Source organism: Micromonospora sp. WMMD998 (assembly GCF_029581235.1).
Lineage (GTDB): Bacteria > Actinomycetota > Actinomycetes > Mycobacteriales > Micromonosporaceae > Micromonospora.
The window spans coordinates 1,261,553-1,288,103 of sequence record NZ_CP120740.1 but is presented as its reverse complement, the minus strand read 5'-3'; the positions used below and the strand labels follow the sequence as shown (position 1 = coordinate 1,288,103).

Sequence of the window (26,551 nt, the reverse complement as noted above, 5' to 3'; positions counted from 1 at the left end):
CGCCGGGCGTTGGCGACGTGCCGGGTGCGGTAGCGGGCGGGCCGGGTGCCGGGCTCGGCTCGGCGTGCGCCGGTCCGACCCCGGTCAGGGCAAGTCCGGCGAGGATCATGCCGCCGAGCAGCAGCAACGACACCGGTCGGACCGGGCGGCGGGATCGGAGCGTGAGGGCACTCATCAGGCCACCCACGCGCCGACGATGGTCACGAACAGCGGCGCGAGCAGCGCGAGGGCGTAGCCGATCGCGGCGGACCGCAGCGCGAGCTTGGCCTTCTCGACCTCACCGGGATCGCCGTTCGCCGCCAGGTACCGCAGGCCGCCGACGGTCAGGAACAGGGTGGCGACAGCGACGAGGATGCCGACGAGCCACGTGCGGATGTTGTTGGCGACCTGCTGGATCGACTCGGCGGCCAGCACCACCGCAGCGGGCTCGGCCGCCCACGCCACGGTCGGCACGGCAACGAGCGCTGCCGTCACCGCGGCGGCGTTGAGGAGTAGTAGCACGGCGCGGACAGTCCGAGGACGGCCTCGGGGCGGACGGCGGACGGAAGGCCGTCCGCGCTTGCCGGCCCCGAGGCGGCGGTTCGCCGCCTCGGGGCGTGGGAAGGGGTGGGGATTCATCAGGTTGGGCACCTCCGGTGCACACGCCGACGCAGCCCGCAGCGGGGCGTGGGTGCGCGAGTGGGTGGCGAAGGCGGGACCGGGCGGTGCGGGGTGACCTGTGGTGCCGACCGGCGCGGCCGTCCTCCTCACCAGAGATGGCGGGTGGGCCGGGGACCGTGCGGGGTGTCAGCGCCGTCAGCGGTCCGGTCGGAACATGGTCACCTGCGCGGAAGAGTCCCGCACTAGGGGATTACAAATCCGAGCCCCGGATTGGAAAGCCGCAGCTCAGGAAGGCTGCTTACGGACGCTTCCGGGCGGTGGACGCGTCGAGGACCACCGTCGCCGTGGCTTCGTTGACCACGTCGGTGTAGGGATCGGACAGTTCCCCGGCCTCGATCGCGGCCTTCAGTCGGGCGACGGCGGCGGTGCGCCGCTTGTAGAGGTTCCAGCGAGGCTGACCGGTACGTTCGGCGTAGGCGGTGAGGCTGACCTCTTCCAGGTACGTCGCGCCGATCAGTTCGGCCTCCTGGACGGTGATTGCCCCGGCGGTGACCGCGCGGGCCAGGACGAGATCCGGGTGGCCGTACGGGGCTGGCGGCACCACCGCGCCCGGGGCGTGGTTCGGTGCCCCGGACGAGGCGGGCTCCTGCTCGCGCAGCTCGGCGCGGGCCTTGGAGAACGCGGCGGACAGCAGGTTGCCGACCACGCCCGGCCTGGTGACGTCGACCGTGCTGAGAGCGCGGAGGAAGTGCTCGACGATGGCGGCCTGCACGTCGCCGGTGAACAGCTTCGCCAGCAGGTACGCCTTGAACCGCAGGCCCGGCAACGCGACGCCGACCACACCGGCACGCCACGCCGGATCACCGGTCCGGGCGCGCTGCACGAGCAGCCGCCACGCCGCGTCCCGGGCGGCGTAGCCGCAGGACGGGTGCATCAGGATCGCCGACAGCTCGGGCAGAGCGATGGCCCGGCGGGGCAAGCCGTGGCCGAGGCTGCGACCGTCCACCGACAGCGGGCTCGGCCCCTGCCCCAACAGCCGGAACCGGTACTCGATGTCGCTGAGTAGTGTCTCGCCGCGCGGCCCGGCAGTCGGGCCGGTGGCGGGGGTACGACGATCCATGGTGGTGCTCCCTCGTGATGACCGTGGCCGTCCGGCGGGAGTGCCGGTCGGCGCTGTGCCACCACGCCACCAGGGACTTTGAACAGATCATGAACACTGTTGATCTTGTTCAAGGCGTCTCGACCCGTGTTCAACCCGGCCGTCGCCAATCCCCCGTCGATGCATTTCGACGTCCACCAGTGGACACCCCGAGTCGGGGTGTGTAACCCGTGGTCAGGCTGTTCAAGGCCCTTCAAGCTGGGCGCAGCCACGTCAAGACGGAACCCTTGAACACGCGTCGCCTACGAGGCAGCCACGGGGCGAAGCAGGACGACCACGAGCGGCTTTCGCTGAGGGCACTCAGGCCCCATCTCGATCGTGTTCAAGGCCCCGAGGCGGGGAGCCGCCTCGTGTTCAACCAGATGACGATCTTGTTCAAGCCCGGCGCGGATCTTGTTCAACCGGTCACGGATCGCGTCGGCGGCCCTCACGGGTCGGGTGATGCCGACAGCCGGTGTCTCTATGGCTCTGACCTGCGCGTTCAACCCGTTGAGGATCTTGTTCAACCCGGCGGCGTCGCGCGAGGTACCCGGCTCGGCAGCGGACGCGGTTTCCAATCCGAGGCCCGGATTTGTAATCCCCTAGTGTCAGCGCTTGTCGGCGGACGTGGCCCACACGCCCATGCCGAAGCCCCACTCCACCGCCCCCGACGACCGGCCTCAGCCGGCACCGGTCGGGCTACTCCTTCCCCGAGCCCGCGTCCCGCGCACGCCCCGTCCGGGAGTGCCGCACTGGCACGGACTGTCCCCGAGCCACCTCGCCTACCTCATCCGCCGCTACACCCACGTCCGTGACGTGGTGCTCGACCTCGACGCGCACCCCGCCGCCATCGCCGCGACCGCCTACCTGGACCGAGTACCGGCCCGGCTGGTCACCGATCGCCACGGTCTACACGTGCGGCTCCTACCGCCCACCCCCGAACGCCCGAACCCACACGCCGCACGACGGCACGGCCCATGTGTCGACCTGATCCTGGCGACCCTGCCGCAGGGCGCACAGGGCCTCACCCGAGATGGCATCGCCACAGCAATGAGCACCTGGCGGCCTCTGCTACGCCCCGGCGGTTTCCTGCTGGTTGGACTCACCGCCTCACCGCCTCAGCCGGGCGAGGTCAGCCAGCGGACCTCGGTCATCGCCGCCGCCCGCGCCGCCGGCCTCTTCTACCACCAGCACATCCCCGCTGTGCTGGTCCCGCTGCCCGAGCACGAGCCGCGCACCGCCTCAGGACGCCCCGGCGAAGCCGACGACGGGCGGCGTCTGCTCGCTGGCCGTCATCTACCGACGTTCCGGGACCTGGTCGTGCTCAGGACCACCGCCACCGCCATCGCCACCGGTGAGGAGAACGCCCGTGCCTGAATCTCGTCCGCCGTTGCACCCCGGCGACCCCCACGACTCCGAACCGCCGTACCCCAGCGCGTCCGATCTGGCGGCGCTGCTCACCGAGGGCTACCTCGGCTCGGTCTGGCTCACCGGCCAAACCGCATCGCGTGATCTGCGGCGCGACCGGTACACCCCGGAGTCGTTGACGCACCCCGGCAAGATGCTACCGACCATCCCCCGGTACGCCATCCGCACCTACACCCAGCCTGGTGACGTGGTCCTCGACCCTATGGCCGGCATCGGCACCACCATCATCGAAGCGATGCACCTCGACCGGCACGGCGTCGGAGTCGAGTACGAAGCCGAATGGGTCGCCAAGGCAGCCGACAACATCCGCCACACACTCCAGACCGGGGCACCGGGCCAGGGCGAGATCTATCACGGGGACTCGACCGCGCTGCCGTCCCTGCTGCCGGCCAGCCTGCACGGCCAAGTCTCCCTCGTGATTACCTCACCGCCCTACGGGTCGTCCACCCACGGCCACGTCCGCACCCCTGGCCCGAGGCGCGGCAAGGTCCGCAAGATCAACCACAAGTACGGCGGCGTGGACAACCTCGCCTACCGCAGCCACGGCCAACTCGCCGACGGATTCACCGCGATCCTCGCCGGTTGCCGCCAGCTCCTGCGTCCCGGCGGACACGTCGTCGTCACCGCCCGGCCCTACCGCCGCCACGGCGAGCTGATCGACATCCCCGGCATGGTCGTCGCCGCCGGCATCAACGCCGGCCTCGAACTCGTCGAGGAGTGCATCGCCCTCATCTGCGGCGTCCGCGACGGCGTGATCATCCCCCGGGCCTCGTTCTTCCAGCAGAAGAACACCCGAGACGCCATCGCCGCAGGCGACCCGCAATGGCTCGTCCAGCACGAAGACGTTTTGATCCTCAAAGCTCCACTAATCCCCGAGAGTTCGGCCGAAGCGGCGTCGCGGCGCGAATCCGTACTCGGCCAGCCGCACGCCCTGGGGTGCCACTCGACATCGCCTCGGCCAGTCACCGGCGATGCGCGCCGTGATCACAGGCTTGATGCCTTCACCCCGCCACGCGTGGATCGACGTCCACAACCGGTGCCCCCCGCCAACGCGGGTGGCACCACCGCACCCCCGGCCCACCCGGGCCGGGACGCTGAAAGGACATCCGATCCGTGCCGTCCACCAGGGTCCGTACGACCAGATGCCACCGACCACCGGCGGTCTACCGACAACGACAGGGCGATCCGGCAGCCCGGCCCATCGGCAGGCCGCCGATGACCACGCCGACCACCGCCGAATGGCGGCCCGACCCTCTCTTGACCATTGATGACGTCGCCGTCTGGCTGGGTAAGCCGAAGAACACCCTCTACGCCTGGCACAGCCGAGGCAAGGGACCACGCGCCATCCGCGTCGGCAACACCCTGCGCTACCGACGCAGCGAGATCGAACGCTGGCTCGACGCCCACACCGACCCGGAGCGCTGAGCCATGGCCCGACCTCCACTACCCATCGGCACCTGGGGCGCGATCCGCACCGAAAAGCTCGGCCCCAACCGGTACTGCGCCCGAACCCGATTCCGCGACCACGACGGCAAGACCCGCGACGTCGAGGCCACCGACACCACCGGCCCCGCCGCCATTCGGGCTCTGAAGGTCAAACTTCGCGACCGAGTCACCCCGAACGACGACGAGATCACCAGGGATACCCACGTCAGCGTCCTCGCAAGGCTCTGGTTGGACGAGATCACTGCGGAGGAACGTGTCACGCCGCAAACGATCAGTAGGTACGAGATCAGCGTGCGTGTCTCGATCGAGCCCGCCCTCGGCGAACTGCGTATCCGAGAGGCCACCGCAGGCCGCCTCGACAGGTTTCTGCGCAAGATCGCCGAGGACCGTCCGTCAGCCGCCAAAGGCGCGAAGGTCGTCCTCGGCCAGATGTTCGCCTTGGCTGTACGCCGAGGCGCGCTCACGGCCAACCCCGTGCGCGATACCGGTCGGCTGCGTAACCCCCGTCGCAAGGTGGTGGCCCTGGAGGTGAAGCAACTGCACGAGGTTCGCGAGGCGATCCAGAATTGGCAGCAACCTGCCCCCGGCAAGTCGGGACCTCGGCCGACCGGCGACCTGGCCGACATCGTCGACCTCATGCTCGCCACCGGCGCCCGCATCGGCGAAATTCTGGCGCTGCGCTGGGAGGATCTCGATCTTGCCGCTGAACGCCCGACGCTCACCATCTGCGGCACGATCGTCTACCTCAAAGGCAAGGGCTTCTTCCGGCAGGAGTGGACGAAGACCGACGCCGGTTTCCGAACGGTCGTGCTGCCTCGGTTCGCGGTCGGGATGCTGATGGGTCGCAAACTCAACGCCGCCGACAATCCCCACGACGCAATCTTCGCCTCGCGGCGCGGCACCTGGCTGTCACCGCAGAACGTACGCCGCCAGTGGCGTCAAGCCCGCGCCGACGCCGGCCTCGAATGGGTCACCCCACACACCTTCCGCAAGACCGTCGCCACCCTGATCGACAAGGAGGCCGACACCAAAAGCGCCGCAGCCCAGCTCGGGCACGCCACCGAGCAGATCACCAACAAGCACTACATCGTCAAGCCCGCCCTCGCCCCGGACAGCTCCGACATCCTCGAACAGCTTGGCGCAGGTCCGGAGGCAACTGGCCTTACGCTTCAAGATCGCGGGCAGCGCCGGACCAAGTAGACCCCTGCCCCCGCTGGCTGGTGCGCGGAACCTGATCGCCGGTAGGCGTTTGTGGGGGGTTTTCGGGGGGCGATTCAAAACTGCATCGATGAAAATGAGGCCCTGACCAGCGAATCTGCTGGTCAGGGCCTCTCCTTGAGCCGCCTGACGGAATCGAACCGTCGACCTACGCATTACGAGTGCGTCGCTCTAGCCGACTGAGCTAAGGCGGCAACGATCATCAAGTGTACGGCACGCCCGGCCGGAGGCCGAATCGGATCCCCCACGTCCGGAACCGGACAGCAGGGCACGAGCAGCCCCGCGCGGGAGAGACTTCCCGGCCGGCGCGGACTACCCTGCGGCGGGTGAACGACGATCACGTACCGCCGCCGCAGCAGCCGGACCCCGAGGCGCGCCCGGGTGAGCGGGCCAGCCGTCGACCCCACCGCATCGACCCGCTGGAGCTGGGCTTCACCCCGCGCCGGCCGGTGCCCTGGCTCGCGCCGCTACTGCTGATCACCACCGGCCTGCGGACGCTGCTGGCCATGCTGTTCGGGGCCTACCTGGACAAGCGCGAGTTGCAGAACGCCTTCGACAACGACACGTTCCGGCAGGTCGGGCCGGACGGCGGGCTCTGGCTGGACTACGTGGCCGACCTGGGCGACGGCTTCGACGCCACGTACTCGGTGGCGTACCTGCTCGCCCAGCCGGAGCTGACCGTCGACGGCCACCGCCTGCCCCGGGCACAGACGCTGGTGATGGGCGGCGACCAGGTGTATCCGTCGGCCGGCTACGAGGCGTACGAGGACCGCTGCAAGGGGCCCTACCAGGCGGCGCTGCCGGTCGCTCCGCCGGAGCGGCCGACGCTCTTCGCGGTGCCCGGCAACCACGACTGGTACGACGGGCTGACCGCGTTCCTGCGACTGTTCGTCAGGTCCCGGGACCGGCACTTCGCCGGCTGGGGCACCGCCCAGTCCCGCTCGTACTTCGCCGTCGAGCTGCCGGCCGGCTGGTGGCTGCTGGGCCTGGACGACCAGTCCGGGTCGTATCTGGACGATCCGCAGCTCACCTACTTCGACGAGGTCGCCCGCAAGCTCACCCCGCAGTCCAAGGTGATCCTGGCGGTGCCGGAGCCGACGTGGGTCAAGGCCGCCGACCACCCCAACGCGTACGACTCGATCGACTACTTCATCCGTACCATCGTCGCGCCCACCGGGGCGCAGGTCCGGGTGCTGGTCTCCGGCGACCTGCACCACTACGCCCGGTACGCCGGACCGGAGCGGCAGCTCATCACCTGCGGTGGCGGCGGCGCCTACCTCTATCCCACCCACCGGTTGCCGGAGCGGCTGGAGGTGCCGCCGCGGGACACGTTGACCCGGCGGGCCAGCCGCACCCGCGAGTACGAGTTGACCGCCCGCTATCCGGACAAGGCCCGTTCCCGCCGCTACGGCTGGGGCATCTTCGGCCGGCTGCCGTACCGCAATCCGGGCTTCGCCACGCTGCTCGGCACCCTGCACACGCTGCTGATGCTGGCCATGGCCGGGGTGGCGGCGCAGCGGGCCGACTCGACCGCGCAGCGGCTGTTCAGCGTCCCGTTGGTGGCGATGCTCGTGGTGACGCTGATGGGGGCGGTGTTCTTCGCCAAGCCACCGAGCGCGGGCGGCAAGCGGCACGCCCGGCACTGGATCCTGGGGGTGGCGCACGGGGCAGCCCATGTGGCGCTTGCCGCCGGTGGGACCTGGCTCTGGCTGCACCTGCCGTTCTACGACTGGCCGTGGCCGTTGCCGGCGGTCGCGGCGGTGGTGCTCTACGGCCCGGCGAGCGGGCTGGTCGCCAGCCAGTTGGTGGCGCTCTATCTGCTGGTGGCGGGTGCGTTCGGGGTGAACCTGAACGAGCTTTTCGCCGCCCAGGGCATCGAGGACTCGAAGGCGTTCCTCAGGTTCCGCTTCGACCCCGACGGCACCCTGACGATCTACCCCATCGCCCTGGACAGGGTCTCCCACACCTGGCAGCTAAACCCGGACGATTCCCCGACAGCCCCCTGGCTGACCCCCAAGACCCCGCTGACCCCCCGCCTGGCCGAACCCCCCATCACCCTCCGCTGACGGCCTGTCCAACTCGGTTGATCAAGGAGTTTGCGTCACGCCTGGGCGCGAACGATGACACAAACCCCTTGATCAACGCGAAGACGGGGTGTGTGTGGGTCAGGGGGTGGGGTTGTAGTGCTTGTCGTGGGACTGGCGGGGGGCGCAGACGGAGGCGCGGCTGCACTGGCAGCGGGAGCCGTCGGCGTCCAGGCGGACGGTGACCGCGTCGCGCGGGACGCTGTGGCCGACCACCTTGCCCTCGCCCTGCGGGGTCTCCACGCGGGTGCCGACCGCGGGGGCGGACTCCTGGAATTTTTGATACAGCGGATGCTCGTATTTCAGGCAGCACATCAGGCGCCCGCACGCGCCGGAGATGCGCAGCGGGTTGAGCGGCAGGTCCTGGTCCTTCGCCATCCGGATCGTCACCGGCTCGAAGTCGGTGAGGAACGTGGCGCAGCACAGGTCACGCCCGCAGGAGCCGATGCCGCCCTGCACCCGCGCCGAGTCGCGGGCGGAGAGCTGTCGCAGCTCGACCCGGCAGTGCAGCGTCGCGCCCAGGTCGCGGACGAGCGAACGGAAGTCCACCCGGTGCGGCGCGGTGAAATAGATGGTGGTGCGGTCACTGCCGGTCTCCGGCGTGCCGAGGACGTGGTCGATCGCGACCACCTTCATCGGCAGGCCGTGCTCGCGGATCAGCCGCTTGGCGGCCACCTTCGCGTCGGCCTTGCGCCGGCGCAGCGCCTCGTCCCGGCGCAGGTCGTCGTCGTCGGCCAACCCGGCCAGCTTCGGGAAACCCGCGGTCTCCTCGTCGACCCACTGCGCGGCCCAGACGCACTCGGCCACCTCGGGACCGTCGTCGGTGGGCACCAGCACCCGGTCGCCGACCTGCGGGCGCAGCTCACCCGGGTCGAGGTAGTAGAGACGCCCGTACCGGTTGAAGCTGACCGCGCAGAGCATGCCCATGCGCCCTACCCTACGCGGCCCCGCTCGGCCGGACGGCTCGCCGGTCGCCGTCCGGTCACACCGCGCAGCGATCCATCCCGGTCGAACCGACCGAGCGGCCCCCATGCCTCGCCCGGACGGTTGAAACCTGGGCCGGTCCCGGGACAAACGCCTGCCGTTCGCGTTGAGTGAAGGCATACCTGCGGGGGGTGCAGGGGAAGACCACGGCGTCGCACGCCGGTGTCCGGCCACGGCCGGATCGACGTGCGACGCCGTGAGTCGTCAGGAGCCGATCCGGGTGGTGCCGCCATAGCGCGGCGCGGTGCCGGCGCGGTCCCGCCAAGTCGTCTCGGCCAGGCTCGGCCCCCACTGACGCAGCAGCGTCTCGGCCCCGTCGTAGGCCACGCCGAGCACGCCCAGCATCCGGGTGGCGATCTCCGCCGCCGCCGACGCGCCGGCCGGGCCGGCCTCGACCCCCGGCCGGACGGCGGCGTGCACGGTGACCGCCTCGGCCGAGCCGATCGCCTCGGCGAGCGCCCGTGCCAGCGCGGCCCGGCTGCTCTCCACCCAGGCGGCGAGCGCGTCCGCGTAGCCGGCGGTCGACTCCAGCCGCCCGACCAGGCTTTCCGGCCCCTCGTCGAGGTGGCGGAGCAGAGCGCCGCGCGCCTCGTCGTAGGCCCCGGCGGCCGACCCGGACCAGGCGACCGGGTCGGCGAGGACGGCGCAGGTGTCGTCGTACCCCCGGACGAGCCGGCGCACGGCGTGGCCGGCGTCGGCCAGCGGCGCGGGGTGCAGTTCGAGGAATTCGCGCACCGCCACGCCGGGGAGCACCTGCATCCGGCGCAGCAGCGGCCAGAGCCGGTGCCCCTCGGGCGCACCGGCGGCGAGCAGCGTGTCGACCCGGGTGAGCAGGTCGAGACCCGGCTCGGCGAGGCGGTCCAGCGCGTCCATCACGCCTCCCGGGCCAGCCGGCCGGCCACCGCGTCGTCGGCCGCCGTGTAGCGCTCGGCGGCGCTGCGCAACGCCGCCGCGGCGGCGGCCAACCGGTTGGCGGCGGCCTGCGCCTCGCGCGCCCGGTCGGCGGTGGCGGCGGTCCACTGCCGGTGCAGGGCGCGACCCACCTCGCCGGGCCGGCCGGCGGCGTGGGCGCCGAAGGCGGGGTGCGGCGGGTCGGCGGCGGTCACGGTGCGGGCCAGCGTGGCGAGGGTCGCGCCGGCGTCGTCGAGGCGGGCGGCCAGCGTGCGCAGCGATTCCATGTCAGGCTCCCGCCAGCGGGCGGTATGCCGCGAAGGTCTCGTTGTGCAGCTTCTCCCGGGCCCACTGCGCCGCGTCGGCGGCGGCGGTCACCGCGGCCTGCACCGAGCCGGCCACGTCGCGCGGGCTGCGTTGGTGCAGTGGACCGAGGAAACGCACGTCGGTGATCCGCCCGCCGGCCGTGACCACCACCTCGACCAGCCCGTCGGGTGAGCGGACGGTGACCTCCACCGTGGCTACCGACTGGTCGAACTCGGCCTGTAGGGCCTCGATGCGGCGATAGCGCCGCACCGCCTCCTCGATCCAGGCCTCGTCGATCTCCCCCCGCGCCATCGGCGCACTCCTCCCGGCCGGTCGGCGCCGCCGGCCCCACCCCGACGCCACCCTCACTGAGCGTGCCGCCCTCGTCACCACGGCATCACCGGACCGTACCGCACGTCAATTGCGCGTGTCGATGCCCTGTGGACAGCGCGGGACGAGCGCCTCAACCCCGCCAGAGGGAGAGCATCATCGCCTCGACCGCGATCCGCGGTTTGACGTTCGCCCCGATCGCCGTCCGGCACTCGAGCACGGCCTCCAGGCGGCGCAGCGAGCCCTCCGCGTCCCACTTCTGGGCGCCGGCCCCGGCCAGCGTCGCGGTGTCGGTGTGCACCGGCGCGACAGGTGCCCGCAGTGCCATGGTGAGCGCGTCCCGGTAGAAGCCGGCCAGGTCGACGAGCGCCCGGTCGAGCGCGTCCCGCTGGGCCCGGGTGGCCCGCGACTTCTGCCGCTTTTCCAACTCCTTGAGCTGGCCGGCGGCCCCCCGCATGGCGCCGGCCGCGCCCCGGCCGGTGCCGCCCGCGCCGAGCGCGGTCTGCAACGCCGACCGTTCCGCCTCGTCGGCCTCCGCGACCGAGGCGGCGGCCTCCGCCTCGGCGGCCTCGATCAGCGCCGACGCGGCGTCGAACGCCGCGCCCACACCGGTGAGCCGGCGCGGCACGGCGAGCACGGCGTCCCGCCGCTGCCGGGCCTCCGGATCGCGGGCCAGCCGCCGGGCCCGGCCGACGTGCCCCTGCGCCGCCGCGGCGGCCCACTGCGCCACGTCCGGGGCGATGCCGTCCCGACGGACCAGCACCTCGGCCACCGCGCCGGCCGGCGGCTGGCGCAGCGGTACGACGCGGCACCGCGACCGGATGGTCACCGACACGTCGTCCGGGTGGGTGGACGGGGCGCAGAGCAGGAAGACGGTACGCGGTGGCGGCTCCTCGACGGCCTTGAGCAGCGCGTTGCCGGCGGCCTCGGTGAGCCGGTCGGCGTCCTCGATGATGACGACCTGCCAACGGCCGCCGGAGGGCGTGCTCGCCGCCCGCAGCACCAGCGCCCGCATCTCCCCGACGCCGATGGAGAGCCCGTCCGGCACCACGAGCCGCACGTCGGCGTGGGTGCCGGCGAGCGTGGTGTGGCAGCCGGGGCAGTGACCGCACCCGGTGCCGTGCACGCACTGGAGGGCGGCGGCGAAGGCGCGGGCGGCCACCGACCGGCCGGAACCGGGCGGGCCGGTGAAGATCCACGCGTGTGTCATCCCGGCGTCGGTCGGCCCGGCCCCGCCCGTGTCGCCGGCCGGCGCGGCCTCGCCGGCCCGCAGCAGCGCGGCGGCGGAGGCGGCGGCCCGCCGCAGCGTGACCACCGCCTCGTCCTGCCCGACCAGATCGCCGAAGACGTCCGTCATCGTCGGCGCCGCTCCATCGTCACCAGCTCCGATTCGGATAACTCGGGCTGGACCGAGGTGTCCGGGCCCTGCGCCGGGCGCGGGTGCACGATCCCGGCCGGGTTGACGAGAAACTCGTCCACCCGGCGGGCGACCGCGTCGGCGATCTCCTCGACCGGACGGGACGCGTCGAGCACCAGGTAGCGCTTCGGGTCGCCGGAGGCCAGGTCGAGGAAGGCGTACCGGACCCGCTCGTGGAACGCCAGCGACTCGGCCTCCAGCCGGTCGGCGCCCTCGCTGCGGGCCGCCACCCGGCCCAGCCCGGTGTGCGGCTCGACGTCGAGCAGGACCACCAGGTCGGGCTTGAGCCCACCGGTGGCCCAGGAGGAGAGCCAGGAGACCTCGTCGACCGGCAGCGTCCGGCCGGCGCCCTGGTAGGCCAGCGACGAGTCGACGTACCTGTCGCTGATCACCACCGCGCCGCGGGCAAGCGCCGGGCGGACCACGGTGGCCACGTGGTGGGCCCGGTCGGCGGCGTAGAGCAGCGCCTCGGCGCGCGGCGACGGCGCGTCGTCGGTCGCGGTGTCGAGCACCAGCGAGCGGATCCGCGCGCCGACCCCGGTGGCGCCCGGCTCCCGGGTGACCACCACGTCCCGGCCGCCGCCGCGCAACCGCTCGGCGAGCGCGGCGAGCTGGGTGGACTTGCCGGCGCCTTCGCCGCCCTCGAAGACCACGAAGAGGCCGGTGGAGACGAAGGGCTCGGCCGGCATCAGCGGACGGCCCCGGATCGAGCCCCAGAGGTCGGCGAGGACCGGCACGCCCTTCTTGTCGTCCATCTGGCCGAACGCGCTGATCCCGGCGAAGATGCCGGCCGCGCCGGCGGCGAGCAGCAGCAGCCGGGTCGAGGAGATGGAGATGCCGAGGTCGGCGATGGTGAGCTGGCGGGAACCGCCGACACCGACCAGGAGGCTGCTCAGCGCGATGGCCAGGATCAGCACCAGCCGGGTGCCGATCTGCACCACGGCGAAGACCCGGCCGCGCACCTCGTCGGCGACCTCGCCGCCGAGCAGCGTGGTGCCGGCCAGGAACGCCATGCCGGCGCCGGCGCCGACCAGGATCGCGCCGAGGATGGCCATGGACAGGTGGATGGCGAACGCGAGCACCAGCACGGAGGCGCTCGCGAGCACGATGCTCATGCCGAACCAGCGACGGCGGGACATGTCCCGCACGATCATCGGCCCGAGCCCGATGCCGAGCGCCAGTCCGACGAAGATCGCGCCGAAGAGCATGTAGAAGGCGGCGTCACCAGCGCCGAGCGAGTTGGCGAAGAACTTGCCGGTGCCGATCACGATGCCGCCGCCGGCGAACGCGCCGAAGATGCCCAGCACCAGGCCACGGACCAGCGGCGTCTGGCCGATGAACCTCCAGCCGTCGGCGAACTGGCGGAACATGCTCTGCTCGGTGCGCTGGGCGTCGCCGCGCTGGGCCTCGCTGATCTCCTTGATCCCGAACGCCACCACCAGCGCGGTGGCCAGCCGGGAGAAGGCGTTGAACCAGAGCGCGAGCTGGGCCGGCTGGGCCCAGTCGGGCAGGTTGCCGCCGACCGCGCCGGGCAGGCCGCGGGTCAGCACCGCAAGCGCGATGGCGGCGGCGACCGGGGTCAGGCCGTACGTGGTGATCAGGGTGAGCTGGTTGGCCGCCTCCAGCCGGGTACGCGGGATCAGGTTGGGGACCGCGGCCTCCTTGGCCGGGATCCACATCAACGTGATCGACTCGATCAGGAAGGTGGCGATCAGCGCCCAGCCGACCACCAGGCCGCCCGCCGCGCCGGTCAGCGCGTAGAGCGGGATGGAGGCGAAGAGCAGGAAGCGCAGCAGGTCGCAGATGACCATGGTCCAGCGCCGGTCGAACCGGTCGGCGAAGACGCCCGCCACCGGCCCGAGCATCAGCGCCGGCAGCAGCCGGATGGCGATCGTGGTGCCGAACGCGGCGCCCTTGGCGGTGCTGCCGGACACCTGCGAGGCGGCGAAGACCGAGGTGGCGAGCAGGCCGAGCCAGTCGCCGAAGGAGGCCGCGCTGAGCACGATCCACAGCCTGCGGAACGGCCGGATGCGCAGCACCGCGCGGATGGCGGCGAGGCCGGACCGGTCGGCCTGTGTGCCGGGCGACGACACGCCGGACGACTCGCCGTTCTGCTGGCTTTCGATGGCCGTACCTCCACGTGCCGGCCCAGGTCTGGGCATCCCCGGTGGAACACTCTAGCCGCGCGGAGGGGGTCCCCTCCGGTGACATCGCCTGATCGTCGAGCCTAGGCCGCCGGAACCACCGCCCGCAGCCCGGACAGACGCGAGGGTATTTCGCATTGCCGTCCAGACAGTTAGCGTGCAGACGTGGCCATCGACCGTGCCGAACTTCGCGATCGCCTCGACCGGGCGACCGCCCACCTCGACCCGCCGTACGCGGTGGTCGACCTCTCCGCGTACGACGCCAACGCCGACGCGCTGGCCGGACGTGCCGGCGGCAAGCCGCTGCGGGTGGCGAGCAAGTCCGTGCGGGTCCGCGAGCTGCTCACCCGGGTGCTCAAGCGGCCCGGCTGGCACGGCGTGATGGCCTTCACGCTGCCCGAGGCGCTCTGGTTGGTCCGTGGCGGCGTCGCCGACGACGTGCTGGTCGCGTATCCGACCGCACACCGGGGGGCGCTCACCGAGCTGGCGGCCGACCCGAAGCTCGCCGACGCGGTCACCCTGATGATCGACGACGCCGGGCAGCTCGACCTGATCGACCGGGCGTGCCCGCCCGGAAGCCGGACCGCGCTGCGGGTCTGCCTCGACCTGGACGCCTCCTGGCGACCGCTGCGGGGTCGGGTGCACGTCGGGGTGCGCCGCTCGCCCGTGCACAGCGCCCGGGCGGCCGGCGCGCTCGCCGCCGCCGTCGCCGGCCGGGCGGGCTTCCGGCTGGTCGGCCTGATGTCGTACGAGGCACAGATCGCCGGCCTCGGCGACGCCCCGCCGGGACAGGCGGTGCTCGGCTCCGCGATCCGGGTGGCCCAGCGCCGGTCGTACCGGGAACTGCTGGCCCGCCGGTCGGCGGCGGTCGCCGCCGTCCGCGAGCACGCCGACCTGGAGTTCGTCAACGGCGGCGGCACCGGCAGCGTGGCCGCCACCAGCGCCGACCCGGCGGTCACCGAGGTCACCGCCGGCTCCGGGCTCTACGGGCCCACGCTGTTCGACGGATACCGTGCCTGGCGGCCGACCCCGGCGGCGTTCTACGCCTGCACGGTGGTCCGCCGGCCGGCGCCCGGGCTGGCCACCGTGCTCGGCGGCGGCTGGATCGCCTCCGGCCCGGCGGCGGAGAGCCGGCTGCCCCGGCCGTGGCTCCCGGCCGGGCTGAAGCTCCTCGGCGCGGAGGGCGCGGGCGAGGTGCAGACCCCGCTCGCCGGCCAGGCCGCGGACGGGCTGCGGGTCGGTGACCGGGTGTGGTTCCGCCACGCCAAGGCGGGCGAGGTGTGCGAGCACGTCAACGAGGTGCACCTGGTCGAGGGCGACACCTTGGTCGGGACCGTGCCCACCTACCGGGGCGAGGGCCAGGCGTTCCTCTGACCTGACGACGGCGGGCCCGGGCGCGCTCTCCGAACCCGCCGATCGCGTGCCGCTCAGCCCTGCTGGACGGCCTCGGTCGGGGCGTCGACCTGCCGGTGCAGGTATTCCCGGATGAGCGCCTTCGCCTCGACAAGCACCCGCTCGTCACCGTCGGCACGGCGACGGAACGCCAGCTTGATCAGGGCGTCGGCCGCCTCTACCGCGACCTCCAGGTGGAACCGCAGGTCAGGCACGCTGGCCAGGCCGAAGCGCTCGGTGAGCACGCGGGCGAGCTGCTCCGCGATGACGCCGTTGTTGTCCCGCGCGTCGTCCAGCAGGTGCAGGTCGACCACGTCGCCGAAGTGCAGGGTACGGAAACCGGGGACGGTGCGGTGCATCGAGATGTACTCGTCGATCGCCGCGTCGACCCCGTCCCACCAGTGGGTCAGGTCGTCCGAGGCGAACCGCTCGTCGAGCCGCTGGAGGTAGGACTCCATGGTGCGCAGGGTCAGCGCCTGCACGATCGCCCGCTTGTCCGGAAAGAACTGGTAGACCGACCCGATCGCCACCTCGGCGCGCTCGGCGAGCAGGGTCGTGGTCAAGCCCTCGTACCCCACCTCGTCGACGAGCTCGGCGCAGGCGTCCAGCATCCGCTGGACCCGCGCCACACTTCGACCCTGCACCGGTACCCGACGCAGCGGCCCGGTCGTGGCGGCTGGTGTGGACACTCGGCGCCACCCCCCTTCGACGGATGAACATATCTGCACGTCACGAGTCTGTGACTACCGGTACAACGAGCCGGGCTCGATTGCGGTATTTACCAGGCACAACGTTCCTGATATGAATTCAGTTCATATTCATGTCGAGGAGTGGCGCCATGGCCGGTACCTCCGCCGCCTGGTCCAACTGGGCCGGCAACCAGCACAGCACGGCGATCGTCACCGTGCGCCCGCGTACCGTCGCCGAGGTCGCCGACGCGGTCCGGCAGGCGGGCGCCGCCGGCCGGACGATCCGGGCGGTCGGCAGCGGTCACTCCTTCACCGCCACCGCCGTCGCGGACGGACACCGGCTCGACCTCGCCGACCTGGCCACCGAGGTCACCGTCGACGTGGCGCGTCGCCTGGTCACCGTACCGGCCGGAATGACCCTGCACACGCTCAACGACCTGCTCGCCGGGCACGGGCTGGCGATGCCCAACCTCGGCGACATCGACGCGCAGACCATCGCCGGCGCGCTCTCCACCGGCACCCACGGCACCGGCGCGAAACTCGGCTGCCTCTCCACCTTCGTGACCGGGCTGACGCTGGTCACCGGCACCGGCGAGGTGCTGCGCTGCTCCGCCGACGAGCACCCCGACGTGTTCGACGCAGCGAGGGTCGGGCTCGGCGCGGTCGGCGTGCTCGTCGAGGTCACCCTGCGCTGCGTGGACGCCTTCGTGCTCCGCGCGCACGAACGGCCCGCCGCGCTCGCCGAGGTGCTCGACGACCTGCCCGGCCTCTACGAGCGGCACGACCACGCCGAGTTCTACTGGTTCCCCTACACCGACCGGGTGCAGGTCAAGGCCAACGACCGGGTCCCCGCCGACGACCGGCCGCTGCCCCGCTGGCGCGGCTGGCTGGACGACGACTTCCTGTCCAACACCGTCTTCGCCGGGGCCTGCCGGCTGGGCCGCGCCGTGCCCGCCCTCGCGCCCGGGATCAGCGCCGTCTCCGCCCGCGCGCTCACCGAACGCACCTACACCGGCCGCTCCGACCGGGTCTTCTGCACCCCGCGCCGGGTCCGCTTCGTGGAGATGGAGTACGGGCTGCCACGCGACGCGCTGCCCACGGCGCTGGCGGAGCTGCGTCGGATCGTGGACCGGCTGCCGTTCAAGGTGCTCTTCCCGGTCGAGGTGCGATTCGCCGCCGCCGACGACATCTGGCTGTCCCACTCCTACGGGCGGGACTCCGCCTACGTCGCGGTCCACCAGTATGTCGGGATGCCGTACGAGCCGTACTTCCGCGCGTTCGAGCAGGTGGCCACCGAGTTGGGCGGCCGGCCGCACTGGGGCAAGCTGCACTGGCGCGACGCGGACTCGCTGGCCACCGCCTACCCGAAGTTCGCCGATTTCCAGGCCCAACGCGCCCGCCTGGACCCCGAAAACCTCTTCGGAAACCCGTATCTGCAGCAGGTGCTAGGAGCCTGACCCGAGATCTTGGAAGATGATGGCCCCTCCGAGGGCCGCTTGCTTCCAAGATCTCGGCCTTCGTCATCCTCGCCAGCCGGCGGCCAGGAGAGCGGCACGGATCTGGGCGATGACCGCCTCCGGTTCCGTGCGAAGAGCCCAAGAGGGGAACCGGAGGACGCGGTCGCCCTCGACCCAGAGCTCGTTCTGCCGGCGCATGTCCGCCCACGCGTGCGCCGGGTCGAGATGCTGCCCGCCGTCCACCTCGACGTGCACCCGCCACTCCTCGAAGTAGGCGTCGAGGTAGCGCCGCCGGCCGGCGGCGTCACGCCGGACCAACTGGCGGGTCGGTTCGGGCAGGCCGGCACCGCGCAGCAGACGGAGCAGGTCAAGCTCAGCCAGGGAGTGCGCACCGCCGGCCGCATCGGTGGCGGTGGACAGAATCAGCCGCCGTCGGCGGACCCGCGGCATCCGGTCGAGCACCTCATGCAGATCGTCACCGCCCACCAGCCGCTGCTGGAACGCCGCCGCCACGACGGCCCGGGCCTGCCCGTCGGAAGGCGCCCACTGGGCCGCGTCGACGACCGACCGCGCAGCAGCAGTGCGGGGCGGTCGGCCGACGTGCACCACATCCTCGTCGAGCAGGTGAGTCGTCCGGTGTGCTCGCACCCCGGCCGGCAGCGGGGCGCGCCGGCAGGTGGCCGGCAGGAGTAGGTGGATGATGCGATCCGAGAACCCGCGTAGACCACCCGCCTGGGCGGCGGTGATCCCGCCGAGCAACGCGGTCGGCCCGGCGGCCAGCACCGCGATCCAGCGGAGCTGAGCGGAACTGACCGGACCGTTGTGTGCGACGAGAACGGCACGGTGGGCCCGGCGCCAACGACCGGTGGCGACCCGGTGGCGGATCGCCTTGCGGGTGAGGTGCGCCTGCGCCTGCGCCTGACCGAGGCTCAGCACGTCATCCTGCCGGAACAGCAGCCAGGTCAACTCGTCCGCGTCGTCCGACGGAAGCGCCCGCCGCATACCCGCCCACGAATCCCCCACCCGCCCAACACTGCCGCTCGAATGCCGGCTGCGCCGCCCCTGTGGACAACCGCGAGATCTTGGAAGCTACCGGCCCCTCTGAGGGCCGTTTGCTTCCAAGATTCACTCCTTCGGGGTTGAGGTCGCCTTCTTGGGTGCCGCCTTCTTTGCGGGGGCCTTCTTCGCAGCCGTTGTCGACTTCGCTGTCGTCTTCTTCGCGGCCGTCGTCTTCTTCGCGGCGGTGGTCTTCTTGGCGGGGGCGGCCTTCCTGGTGGCCTTCTTCTTCGGGGCGGGACCCTTCGCGCGCTTCTCGGCGAGCATCTCCGACGCCTCCGCCAGCGTCAGCTCCTCCGGCGTCTGCCCGCGCCGCAGCGACGCGTTCGTCTCCCCGTCCGTCACGTACGGCCCGAAGCGCCCATCCTTGATCACCAGCGGCTTCTCGGTGAGCGGGTCCGCGCCCATCTCCCGCAGCGGCGGGGCGGCGGCCCGACGCTGGCGGGTCTTCGGGGCGGCCAGCAGCGCCAGCGCTTCGTCGAGCGTGACGGTGAACATCTTGTCTTCCGAGTCCAGCGAGCGGAACTCGTCACCGCGCTTGACGTACGGGCCGTAGCGGCCGTTGTTGGCGAAGACCTCCACCCCGTCCGGGGCCACGCCCACCAGCCGGGGCAGGCTGAGCAGCCGCAACGCCTGGTCCAGGGTGAGGCTGTCCGGCGACTGCGAGCGCAGCAGCGACGACTTCCGCTCGCCGCTCGCCACGTACGGGCCGAAGCGGCCGGACTTGAGCAGGATCGGCTCGCCGGTCGACGGGTCGTCGCCGAGCTTGCGCTCGCCGCCGCCACCGAGGAACAGCTCGTGCACCTTTTCCGGGGTCAGCTCGTCGGGGGCCAGGCCCTCGGGGATCGGCGCCCGGTCGCCCTGCGAGCCGCCCTCCTCACCCTCACCCTCCCCGGAGGCCGAGCCGGACGCCGACGCCGAGCCCGAGGCCGAGTCGGGGAGCGCCCGTTGCAGGTAGGGCCCGTACCGGCCGACCCGGACGACGACCTCGCGCCCCTCGTCGTCGGTGTGCAGCGGGATCGAGTTGACGCTGCGCGCGTCGATCTCGCTGAGGTTCTCGGTGACCAGCTTCTTCAGCCCGCCGGCGTGCGCGATGGCCTGGTCGCCGGTGCCGTTGGCGCTGCCGAAGTAGAAGGACGTGAGGAAGTCGACCGCGGCGTGGTCACCGCCGGCGATCTCGTCCAGCTCGTTCTCCATGCTGGCGGTGAAGTCGTAGTCGATCAGGCGCGGGTAGTGCCGTTCCATCAGCCCGATCACGGCGAACGCCAGGAACGTCGGGATCATCGCCTGGCCGCGCTTGTTGACGTACCCACGGTCCTGGATGGTCTGCATGATCGATGCGTAGGTGGACGGGCGGCCGATGCCCAGCTCCTCCAGCGCCTTGACCAGCGACGCCTCGGTGTAGCGCGACGGCGGCTGGGTGTGGTGGCCCTGCGCGGCCAGCTCGTCGGCGGTCAGCGGCTGGTCCTTGACCAGCGTGGGCAGCCGCCGCTCGGCGTCCTCCGCCTCGGCGTTCTCGTCGTCGCTCGACTCGACGTACGCGCGCAGGAAGCCCGGGTCGGTGATGGTCTTGCCGGTGGCGCCGAAGTCGGCCTCCTCCTGCGCCGACGAGACCGCGCGGATGCGCACCGACACGCTGGAGCCGACCGCGTCGGTCATCTGCGAGGCGATGGTGCGCCGCCAGATCAGCTCGTAGAGCTTGTATTCGTCGCCGGAGATCTCCCGGGCCACGTCGCCGGGGGTGCGGAAGTTGTCGCCGGCCGGGCGGATCGCCTCGTGCGCCTCCTGGGCGTTCTTCACCTTGCCGGTGTAGCGGCGCGGCTCCGGCGGCACGCTGCGCTCGCCGTACAGCTCGACGATCTGCCGGCGGGCCGCCGCGATGGCGGTCTCCGACAGGTTCACCGAGTCGGTACGCATGTAGGTGATGTAGCCGTTCTCGTAGAGCCGCTGCGCGGTGCGCATCGTCTGCTGCGACGAGAAGCGCAGCTTGCGGGCCGCCTCCTGTTGGAGCGTGGAGGTGATGAACGGCGCGTACGGGCGGCGGCGGTAGGGCTTCTCCTCGACCCGGGTGACGGTGAACGGCCGGTCCGCCAGGCGGGCGGCCAGGCCCCGGGCCCCGCCCTCGTCGAGGTGCACCACGCCTGCGCCGGGCCGCACCCGGCCGGTGGTCGGCTCGAAGTCCTTGCCGGTGGCGATCCGGTCGCCGTTCAGCGCGACCAGCGTGGCGTTGAAGGTGCGCGGGCCCTCGCCCGGCTTCGCCACCGCCAGGGTGGCCAGGATGTCCCAGTATTCGGCGGTGCGGAACGCCATCCGCTGCCGTTCCCGCTCGACCACGATCCGGGTCGCCACGGACTGCACCCGGCCCGCCGAGAGCTTCGGCATGACCTTCTTCCACAGCACCGGGGAGACCTCGTAGCCGTAGAGCCGGTCCAGGATGCGCCGGGCCTCCTGGGCGTCGACCAGGTCGCGGTCGATCTCCCGCGGGTTGGCGACCGCGGCCTGAATGGCCGGCTTGGTGATCTCGTGGAAGACCATCCGCTTGACCGGCACCTTGGGCTTGAGCGTCTCCACCAGGTGCCAGGCGATCGCCTCGCCCTCGCGGTCCTCATCCGTGGCCAGGAAGATCTCGTCGACCTCCTTGGCCAGCTTCACCAGCTTGCTGATCTGCTGCTTACGGTCGGCGGAGACCACGTAGAGGGCGTGGAAGCCGTTGTCGACGTCGACGCCGAGCCGCGCCCACGGCTCGCCCTTGTACTTCGCCGGCACGTCGGCGGCGTTGCGGGGCAGGTCCCGGACGTGGCCGAAGCTGGCCTCCACGACGTACCCCGGGCCGAGGTAGCCCGAGATCGTCTTGGCCTTCGCCGGTGACTCGACGATGACCAGACGGGTGGTTCCAGCGTTGCTCGGCACGTCTCTCTCCGACCTCACTCCTACGCCATGCCCGGTTCGGGCCGTCCTGCACCGTCCGGACCGCCGGTGGCCCGGACGTCCAACGTAACGCGCCGCCCGCGTTCCGGGTTTCGTGGGCGGCAGACGGGTCGCCTTCCGGGCGACGGTCGGCCGAACCCTGCCGGACGGCGCCACCGTACACCGTGGGTAGGGCGCCGGGCGGGTCACTGTGACGATCACGCACCCCCGGCGGAGGTGACGCCCGTCGTTTTCCTGCCCAAATCGCCGCCCGGCCGGTCCGCGATCGGACAGTCGGCGGGTCAGCCGGCCCGGCCCGGCCAGGTCCCGGCCGGCGCGGCCGACGGCCGCTCCCCGACCAACTCGGCCAGCCGGGTGATCCGCCGGCCACCGATCCGGTACGCGGGCCCGCCGTCGCCCGGCTCGACGAACGCGGCCGGCAGTCCCACCCCGGCCAACGCGGCGCGCACCGCCGGCCAGCACTGCTCGTCGGCCGGGCCGAGCCGGAGCCGGAACCCGGCCGGCTCGGCGGCACCGGCGGCGGCGACCCAGAGCCGCAGCCGCCGCCCGTCGAGGTGGAACCGGGCCGGTGGCCGCTTCGCCGTGCCACGCAGCCAGGCCCGGGCGAGCGGGGCCAGCGTGGTCGCGTACGCGGTGCGCACCCGGTGCCGGCCGTCCTCGGTCGGCTCCCAGCTCGCCGGCACGCCCCGGGCGGCCATCTCGGCCACCAGCACGTGCACCCGCCAGGCCGCGTCCACCACCACGGAGAGCCGGGCCGTGCCGCCCATCCGCACCATCTCCCCCGGCCCGGCGAGCAGGCCGGCGAGGTCCGCCAGCGAGGGATCGGCCGCCTCGGTGGAGAACAGCGAGGGCTGGCGGGCCGGGTTGGGTGTGGGAGGGGTCAGCGACACTCCGGGACCTCGTCGAAGGCCTCTTTGAGTTCGGGTGAGTTGAGCTTGCTGGTGTCCAGCGCGCTCGCGTCGTACTCCTTGTTGAGCGTGTCCACGGCGGCGCGCACGCCGTCGTAGAACGGGCCGGCCTGGGCGGTGTCCAGCCCGTCGATGGTGGTCCGGGCCCGCCCGTAGGCGTCGCGCATCTTGCCGAGCGAACCCTGGAACCCGGCGGACACGTCGCTGCCGCGCTCGACCTCGGGCACGCCCGCCTCCTCGACCTTGCGCCGGGCCGTCTCGCTCGCCTGCTCGGCGCCGGAGAAGAGCCGCACCAGGTTCTCCTTGGCCTGCGCCGGGGTGGTCTGCGCGGTCATCTGCTGCTGGGTGCTGCTGGTCAGCTTGGAGATCTCCGCGCGCCACGGCGTGAGCGCCTGGCAGACCGAGGCGGCCCAGGCCCGCGGGCTCGGGCCGCCGCCGCACCCGGCGACGACGAGGACCAGCGTGGCCAGGACCACCGTGAGCTTTCCGGCGGTTGCCGCCCGGCACGTACGCATGCGTTGCAGCGTACGACCTCCGGGTGGAACCGCCACCGGTCAGGTTTCGCGCGGTTCCCGGCCGACCCGTGGGCCGGCCGGGAACCGTCACGTCGATCAGGCGCTCACCGTCTCCGGGCGCTGGTCCGGGGTGCCCGCGCCGGTGTCGTCCGAGTCGGACATGGCCACACCCTTGCGCTTGCTGAACACCACCGCAGCCGCGATGATCAGCGCGGCCACCACGGCGATCGTGATCCGCAGCGGGTTGTTCCGGTCGTCGCCCACGCTCCAGGCCACCACGGCCGGCGCGATCAGCAGCGAGACCAGGTTCATCACCTTGATCAGCGGGTTGATCGCCGGGCCGGCGGTGTCCTTGAACGGGTCACCGACGGTGTCGCCGATGACGGTGGCGGCGTGCGCGTCGGAGCCCTTGCCGCCGTACGCGCCGTCCTCCACCAGCTTCTTGCCGTTGTCCCAGGCGCCACCGGAGTTGGCCAGGAAGACCGCCATCAGCGTGCCCGCGCCGATCGCGCCGGCCAGGTACGCGGCCAGCGCGCCCGGGCCGAGGCCGAAGCCCACCGCGATCGGGGCCAGGATGGCCAGCAGGCCGGGGGTCATCAGCTCGCGCTGCGCGTCCCGGGTGCAGATGTCCACGACCTTGCCGTACTCGGGCCGCTGGGTGCGGTCCATGATGCCGGGCAGCTCGCGGAACTGGCGGCGTACCTCCATCACCACGGCGCCGGCCGAGCGGGAGACCGCGTTGATGGCCAGGCCGGAGAAGAGGAAGACCACCGCCGCACCGATGATCAGGCCGACCAGGTTGCGCGGGTTGGCCACGTTCAGCGCGTTGAGGATCTCGGTCCCGACGTCGCCCACACCCGCGTCGGAGTACGAGGTCCGCAGCGTGTCGGTGTACGAGCCGAACAGCGCGGTCGCGGCGAGCACCGCGGTGGCGATCGCGATGCCCTTGGTGATCGCCTTGGTGGTGTTGCCGACCGCGTCCAGCTCGGTGAGCGTCCGCGCGCCGTGCTCGTCGATGTCGCCGGACATCTCGGCCACGCCCTGCGCGTTGTCGGAGATCGGGCCGAACGTGTCCATCGCGACGATCACGCCGACGGTGGTGAGCAGGCCGGTGCCGGCCAGCGCGACCGCGAACAGCGACAGCGTGATCGAGCTGCCGCCGAGCAGGAACGCGCCGAAGACGCCGGCGCCGATCAGCAGCGCCGAGTAGACCGCCGACTCCAGGCCGACGCTGATGCCGGCCAGGATGACGGTGGCCGCGCCGGTCTGCGAACTCTTGCCGATGTCCTGCACCGGGCGCTTGTTGGTCTCGGTGAAGTAGCCGGTGAGCGCCTGGATCGCGGCGGCCAGCACGATGCCGATCACGACCGCGCCGATCGCCACCAGCCGCGGGTTGCGGTCGACGTCGGTCAGCCCGCCCTCCAGCTCCCCGAAGGTCGCCGGCAGGTAGGCGAAGGCGGCGATCGCCACCAGCACCGCGGAGATCACCGCGGAGAGGTAGAAGGCCCGGTTGATCGCGGTGAGGCCGTTGCGGTCACTGGCGCGCAGCCGGGTGATGAACACGCCGACGATCGCGACGAGCACGCCGATGGTGGAGATGATCAGCGGGAAGACCAGGCCGTCCTCGCCGAACGCGGCCCGGCCCAGGATCAGCGCCGCGACGAGCGTGACCGCGTACGACTCGAAGAGGTCGGCGGCCATGCCGGCGCAGTCGCCGACGTTGTCGCCCACGTTGTCGGCGATGGTGGCGGCGTTACGCGGGTCGTCCTCCGGGATGCCCTGCTCGACCTTGCCGACCAGGTCGGCGCCGACGTCGGCGGCCTTGGTGAAGATGCCGCCGCCGACCCGCATGAACATGGCGAGCAGCGCCGCGCCGAAGCCGAAGCCCTCCAGCACGGTCGGCGCGTCCCCCCGGAACAGGATGACGACGAGCGCCGCGCCGAACAGGCCGAGGCCGACGGTGAGGAAGCCGACCACGCCACCGGTCCGGAAGGCGATCTTCATGGCGCCCTCGCGCCCGCCTTCCCGCTCCCGGGCGGCGGCGGCGACCCGCAGGTTGGCGCGGGTGGCCAGCCACATGCCGGCGCCGCCGATGAACGCGCTGAACAGCGCACCCACCACGAAGAACGCCGAGCGGCCGATCTTCACCAGCGTCTGATTGCCGTCGGTGTCGTGCACCGGCAGCAGGAACAGCAGCACGACGGCGATCACCACGAAGATCGCCAGCGTGCGGAACTGCCGCAGCAGGTACGCCGACGCGCCCTCCTGCACCGCCCCGGAGATCTCCTGCATGTTTGTGGTTCCCGTACCGGCTGCCAGTACCGCCTTGGTCAAGGCGGCGGCGAAGACGAGCGCCACCAGCGCGATGACCGCGGCGATGACGACGTACGTCACGTTGGCTCCGGTAAGGGACAGTGCGCCGCCGTCGGCGGCCAAGGTCCCGGACATCTGTGTCCTCCTGTACCGAACACTCGCGTCGGCTCGTGGAGACGCACGGGCCGACGCCTGGATGCGAACTCGCCAGCGTGCGCCATCCACCCGGTCCCGCTGGCTGCGGGGAGCGATCACTTGCTGACAACCCGGGTACTGTAGCCCTCTGGCGTGGTGAGGGTCACACCGAGGGGGCACCCGCCGCCGATGATCTTCGTAACTGTGTTAGGCGAGGAAATCTGATATATGGGCCGGTCAACACGACCAGGCCGCGCCCCCCGTGCGGGAAACGCGGCCTGTGGGAAGAACGGTCAGAGGCGGCCGGCCGGCCAGGCCATCCGGACCTCGGTGCCGACGCCCTCCTCGACCGGGCGGACCTGAAGATCCTCCACGAAACCGGCGAGCAGGGCGAACCCCACGCCGGTGGTGAGCGCGTCCTCGCTGAGCGACTCCTTGGCCAACTCGTCCGGGCCGAGCGCGGCCAGCCCCAGACCCGCCTCGATCGGGGCCCGGTCCACCACCCGCACCGTGTACGGCCCGCCGTCGGACATCTCCACGTACACCGGTTCCGCCAACCCGTACTGCCGGTGCAGCGCGACCGCCCGGGTGCACGCCTCACCGATGGCCAGGCGCACCTCGTCGAGCAGATCCTCACGCACGCCGGCCCGCCGGGCCACCGCGACACCGACCAGACGGGCGGTGCGCACGTGGACCGGCGCCGGAGAGAAGGACAGCTTGACGGTGGCCATCACGCGCCGGTGGAGTCGGCGGCGATGGCCGCGTCGACCGTCGGGTGCAGCGGGAAGACCTGGTCCAGGGCGGTGATCCGGAAAATCTTGAGCAGCGGCTCCTTGTCGCAGACCAGGCCGAACGACCCGCCGGCCGCGCGGAGCCGCTTCAGCGCGCCGACAAGCACGCCGAGCCCGGTCGAGTCGAGGAAGTCCACCCGGCCCAGGTCCACCACCACGTGGCGGGCCCCGCCGTCGATCAGCTCGATGAGCCGTTCCCGCAGGCGGGGGGCGGTGTAGACATCCACCTCACCGCCGACCTCAAGCACCGTGTGCTCTCCCACGGTGCTGGTCGCCAGCGACAGCTCCATCGACTCCTCCTCGGTAAACTCTCCTGGGCATCTAACCATCCCCCCACGCGACCACTTCGGGTCACCGGCCCGACCCTCCTCATACCCCCAC

Annotated in this window: 23 protein-coding genes and 1 tRNA gene; 7 read left to right on the top strand and 17 right to left on the bottom strand. The window is 72.1% G+C overall.

Annotated features, from left to right (window positions below):
• Positions 1–174 precede the first annotated feature (174 nt).
• Complete coding sequence (locus O7619_RS06095) at positions 175–618, bottom strand: pilin (RefSeq protein WP_282286233.1); 444 nt, start codon at positions 616–618, stop codon at positions 175–177.
• Positions 619–898: 280 nt separating this feature from the next.
• Positions 899–1,720, bottom strand: coding sequence for a hypothetical protein (locus tag O7619_RS06090; protein ID WP_282286232.1), 822 nt, complete (start codon positions 1,718–1,720; stop codon positions 899–901).
• A gap of 660 nt (positions 1,721–2,380) precedes the next feature.
• Here O7619_RS06090 and O7619_RS06085 point away from each other — a divergent pair.
• The 4 genes from O7619_RS06085 to O7619_RS06070 are packed head-to-tail and all read left to right on the top strand — an operon-like array spanning position 2,381 to position 5,812.
• On the top strand, positions 2,381–3,115 hold the full coding sequence (locus O7619_RS06085) for a hypothetical protein (RefSeq protein ID WP_282286231.1): 735 nt from the start codon (positions 2,381–2,383) through the stop codon (positions 3,113–3,115).
• Between the two features lie 13 nt (positions 3,116–3,128).
• Positions 3,129–4,385 carry a DNA methyltransferase gene (locus O7619_RS06080; RefSeq protein ID WP_282288692.1) on the top strand — a complete coding sequence of 419 codons (1,257 nt, stop codon included), beginning with the start codon at positions 3,129–3,131 and terminating at the stop codon, positions 4,383–4,385.
• Positions 4,382–4,591 carry a helix-turn-helix domain-containing protein gene (locus tag O7619_RS06075; protein WP_282286230.1) on the top strand — a complete coding sequence of 70 codons (210 nt, stop codon included), beginning with the start codon at positions 4,382–4,384 and terminating at the stop codon, positions 4,589–4,591. The genes O7619_RS06080 and O7619_RS06075 overlap by 4 nt, the downstream gene beginning before the upstream one ends.
• A 3-nt stretch (positions 4,592–4,594) precedes the next feature.
• Positions 4,595–5,812, top strand: a complete 1,218-nt coding sequence (locus O7619_RS06070; RefSeq protein WP_282286229.1) for a site-specific integrase — start codon at positions 4,595–4,597, stop codon at positions 5,810–5,812.
• A 138-nt stretch (positions 5,813–5,950) separates the two neighbouring features.
• Here O7619_RS06070 and O7619_RS06065 read toward each other — a convergent pair.
• Positions 5,951–6,024 (bottom strand) — tRNA-Thr (locus O7619_RS06065).
• Between the two features lie 132 nt (positions 6,025–6,156).
• On the opposite strand from O7619_RS06065, the gene O7619_RS06060 reads away from it, so the two are divergent.
• Positions 6,157–7,896, top strand: a complete 1,740-nt coding sequence (locus tag O7619_RS06060) for a metallophosphoesterase (protein WP_282286227.1) — start codon at positions 6,157–6,159, stop codon at positions 7,894–7,896.
• 99 nt (positions 7,897–7,995) lie between these two features.
• Here O7619_RS06060 and ricT read toward each other — a convergent pair whose 3' ends face one another.
• The 6 genes from ricT to tmk form a co-directional block, all read right to left on the bottom strand.
• Complete coding sequence (gene ricT / locus O7619_RS06055) at positions 7,996–8,841, bottom strand: regulatory iron-sulfur-containing complex subunit RicT (RefSeq protein ID WP_282286226.1); 846 nt, start codon at positions 8,839–8,841, stop codon at positions 7,996–7,998.
• A gap of 261 nt (positions 8,842–9,102) precedes the next feature.
• Entirely contained in the window at positions 9,103–9,771 is a 669-nt protein-coding gene (locus O7619_RS06050; protein WP_282286225.1) for a hypothetical protein, read from the bottom strand.
• Positions 9,771–10,076, bottom strand: coding sequence for a hypothetical protein (locus tag O7619_RS06045; RefSeq protein WP_282286224.1), 306 nt, complete (start codon positions 10,074–10,076; stop codon positions 9,771–9,773). Before O7619_RS06045 ends, O7619_RS06050 begins: the two co-directional genes overlap by 1 nt.
• A 1-nt stretch (position 10,077) precedes the next feature.
• The gene (locus O7619_RS06040; protein ID WP_282286223.1) at positions 10,078–10,407 is read right to left on the bottom strand and encodes a YbaB/EbfC family nucleoid-associated protein; all 330 of its coding nucleotides are present in this window, start codon (positions 10,405–10,407) and stop codon (positions 10,078–10,080) included.
• Between the two features lie 151 nt (positions 10,408–10,558).
• Complete coding sequence (locus O7619_RS06035; protein WP_282286222.1) at positions 10,559–11,782, bottom strand: DNA polymerase III subunit delta'; 1,224 nt, start codon at positions 11,780–11,782, stop codon at positions 10,559–10,561.
• Positions 11,779–14,004 carry a dTMP kinase gene (gene tmk, locus O7619_RS06030; RefSeq protein ID WP_282286221.1) on the bottom strand — a complete coding sequence of 742 codons (2,226 nt, stop codon included), beginning with the start codon at positions 14,002–14,004 and terminating at the stop codon, positions 11,779–11,781. Before tmk ends, O7619_RS06035 begins: the two co-directional genes overlap by 4 nt.
• A 147-nt stretch (positions 14,005–14,151) precedes the next feature.
• Between tmk and O7619_RS06025 the strand changes: the two genes are divergently transcribed.
• Positions 14,152–15,360, top strand: coding sequence for an amino acid deaminase/aldolase (locus O7619_RS06025; protein WP_282286220.1), 1,209 nt, complete (start codon positions 14,152–14,154; stop codon positions 15,358–15,360).
• Between the two features lie 53 nt (positions 15,361–15,413).
• Here O7619_RS06025 and O7619_RS06020 read toward each other — a convergent pair whose 3' ends face one another.
• Positions 15,414–15,989 (bottom strand): TetR/AcrR family transcriptional regulator, encoded by a 576-nt coding sequence (locus tag O7619_RS06020; RefSeq protein ID WP_282288691.1) that lies wholly within the window; start codon positions 15,987–15,989, stop codon positions 15,414–15,416.
• Between the two features lie 227 nt (positions 15,990–16,216).
• Between O7619_RS06020 and O7619_RS06015 the strand changes: the two genes are divergently transcribed.
• Positions 16,217–17,524: a D-arabinono-1,4-lactone oxidase gene (locus O7619_RS06015; RefSeq protein WP_282286219.1), complete on the top strand. Its 1,308-nt coding sequence runs from the start codon at positions 16,217–16,219 to the stop codon at positions 17,522–17,524.
• 63 nt (positions 17,525–17,587) lie between these two features.
• On the opposite strand, the gene O7619_RS06010 is transcribed toward O7619_RS06015, so the two are convergent.
• From O7619_RS06010 to O7619_RS05980, 7 genes are all read right to left on the bottom strand, one after another.
• The gene (locus O7619_RS06010; protein WP_282286218.1) at positions 17,588–18,547 is read right to left on the bottom strand and encodes a DUF559 domain-containing protein; all 960 of its coding nucleotides are present in this window, start codon (positions 18,545–18,547) and stop codon (positions 17,588–17,590) included.
• Positions 18,548–18,649: 102 nt separating this feature from the next.
• Entirely contained in the window at positions 18,650–21,490 is a 2,841-nt protein-coding gene (gene topA / locus O7619_RS06005; RefSeq protein WP_282286217.1) for a type I DNA topoisomerase, read from the bottom strand.
• Positions 21,491–21,789: 299 nt separating this feature from the next.
• The gene (locus O7619_RS06000) at positions 21,790–22,398 is read right to left on the bottom strand and encodes a hypothetical protein (protein WP_282286216.1); all 609 of its coding nucleotides are present in this window, start codon (positions 22,396–22,398) and stop codon (positions 21,790–21,792) included.
• The gene (locus O7619_RS05995; RefSeq protein ID WP_282286215.1) at positions 22,389–22,931 is read right to left on the bottom strand and encodes a hypothetical protein; all 543 of its coding nucleotides are present in this window, start codon (positions 22,929–22,931) and stop codon (positions 22,389–22,391) included. Before O7619_RS05995 ends, O7619_RS06000 begins: the two co-directional genes overlap by 10 nt.
• 96 nt (positions 22,932–23,027) lie before the next feature.
• Complete coding sequence (locus O7619_RS05990) at positions 23,028–25,379, bottom strand: sodium-translocating pyrophosphatase (protein ID WP_282286214.1); 2,352 nt, start codon at positions 25,377–25,379, stop codon at positions 23,028–23,030.
• Positions 25,380–25,672: 293 nt separating this feature from the next.
• Positions 25,673–26,110: an ATP-binding protein gene (locus tag O7619_RS05985; RefSeq protein ID WP_282286213.1), complete on the bottom strand. Its 438-nt coding sequence runs from the start codon at positions 26,108–26,110 to the stop codon at positions 25,673–25,675.
• Positions 26,110–26,460 (bottom strand): STAS domain-containing protein, encoded by a 351-nt coding sequence (locus O7619_RS05980; RefSeq protein ID WP_281585400.1) that lies wholly within the window; start codon positions 26,458–26,460, stop codon positions 26,110–26,112. The genes O7619_RS05985 and O7619_RS05980 overlap by 1 nt, the downstream gene beginning before the upstream one ends.
• Between the last annotated feature and the right edge of the window lie 91 nt (positions 26,461–26,551).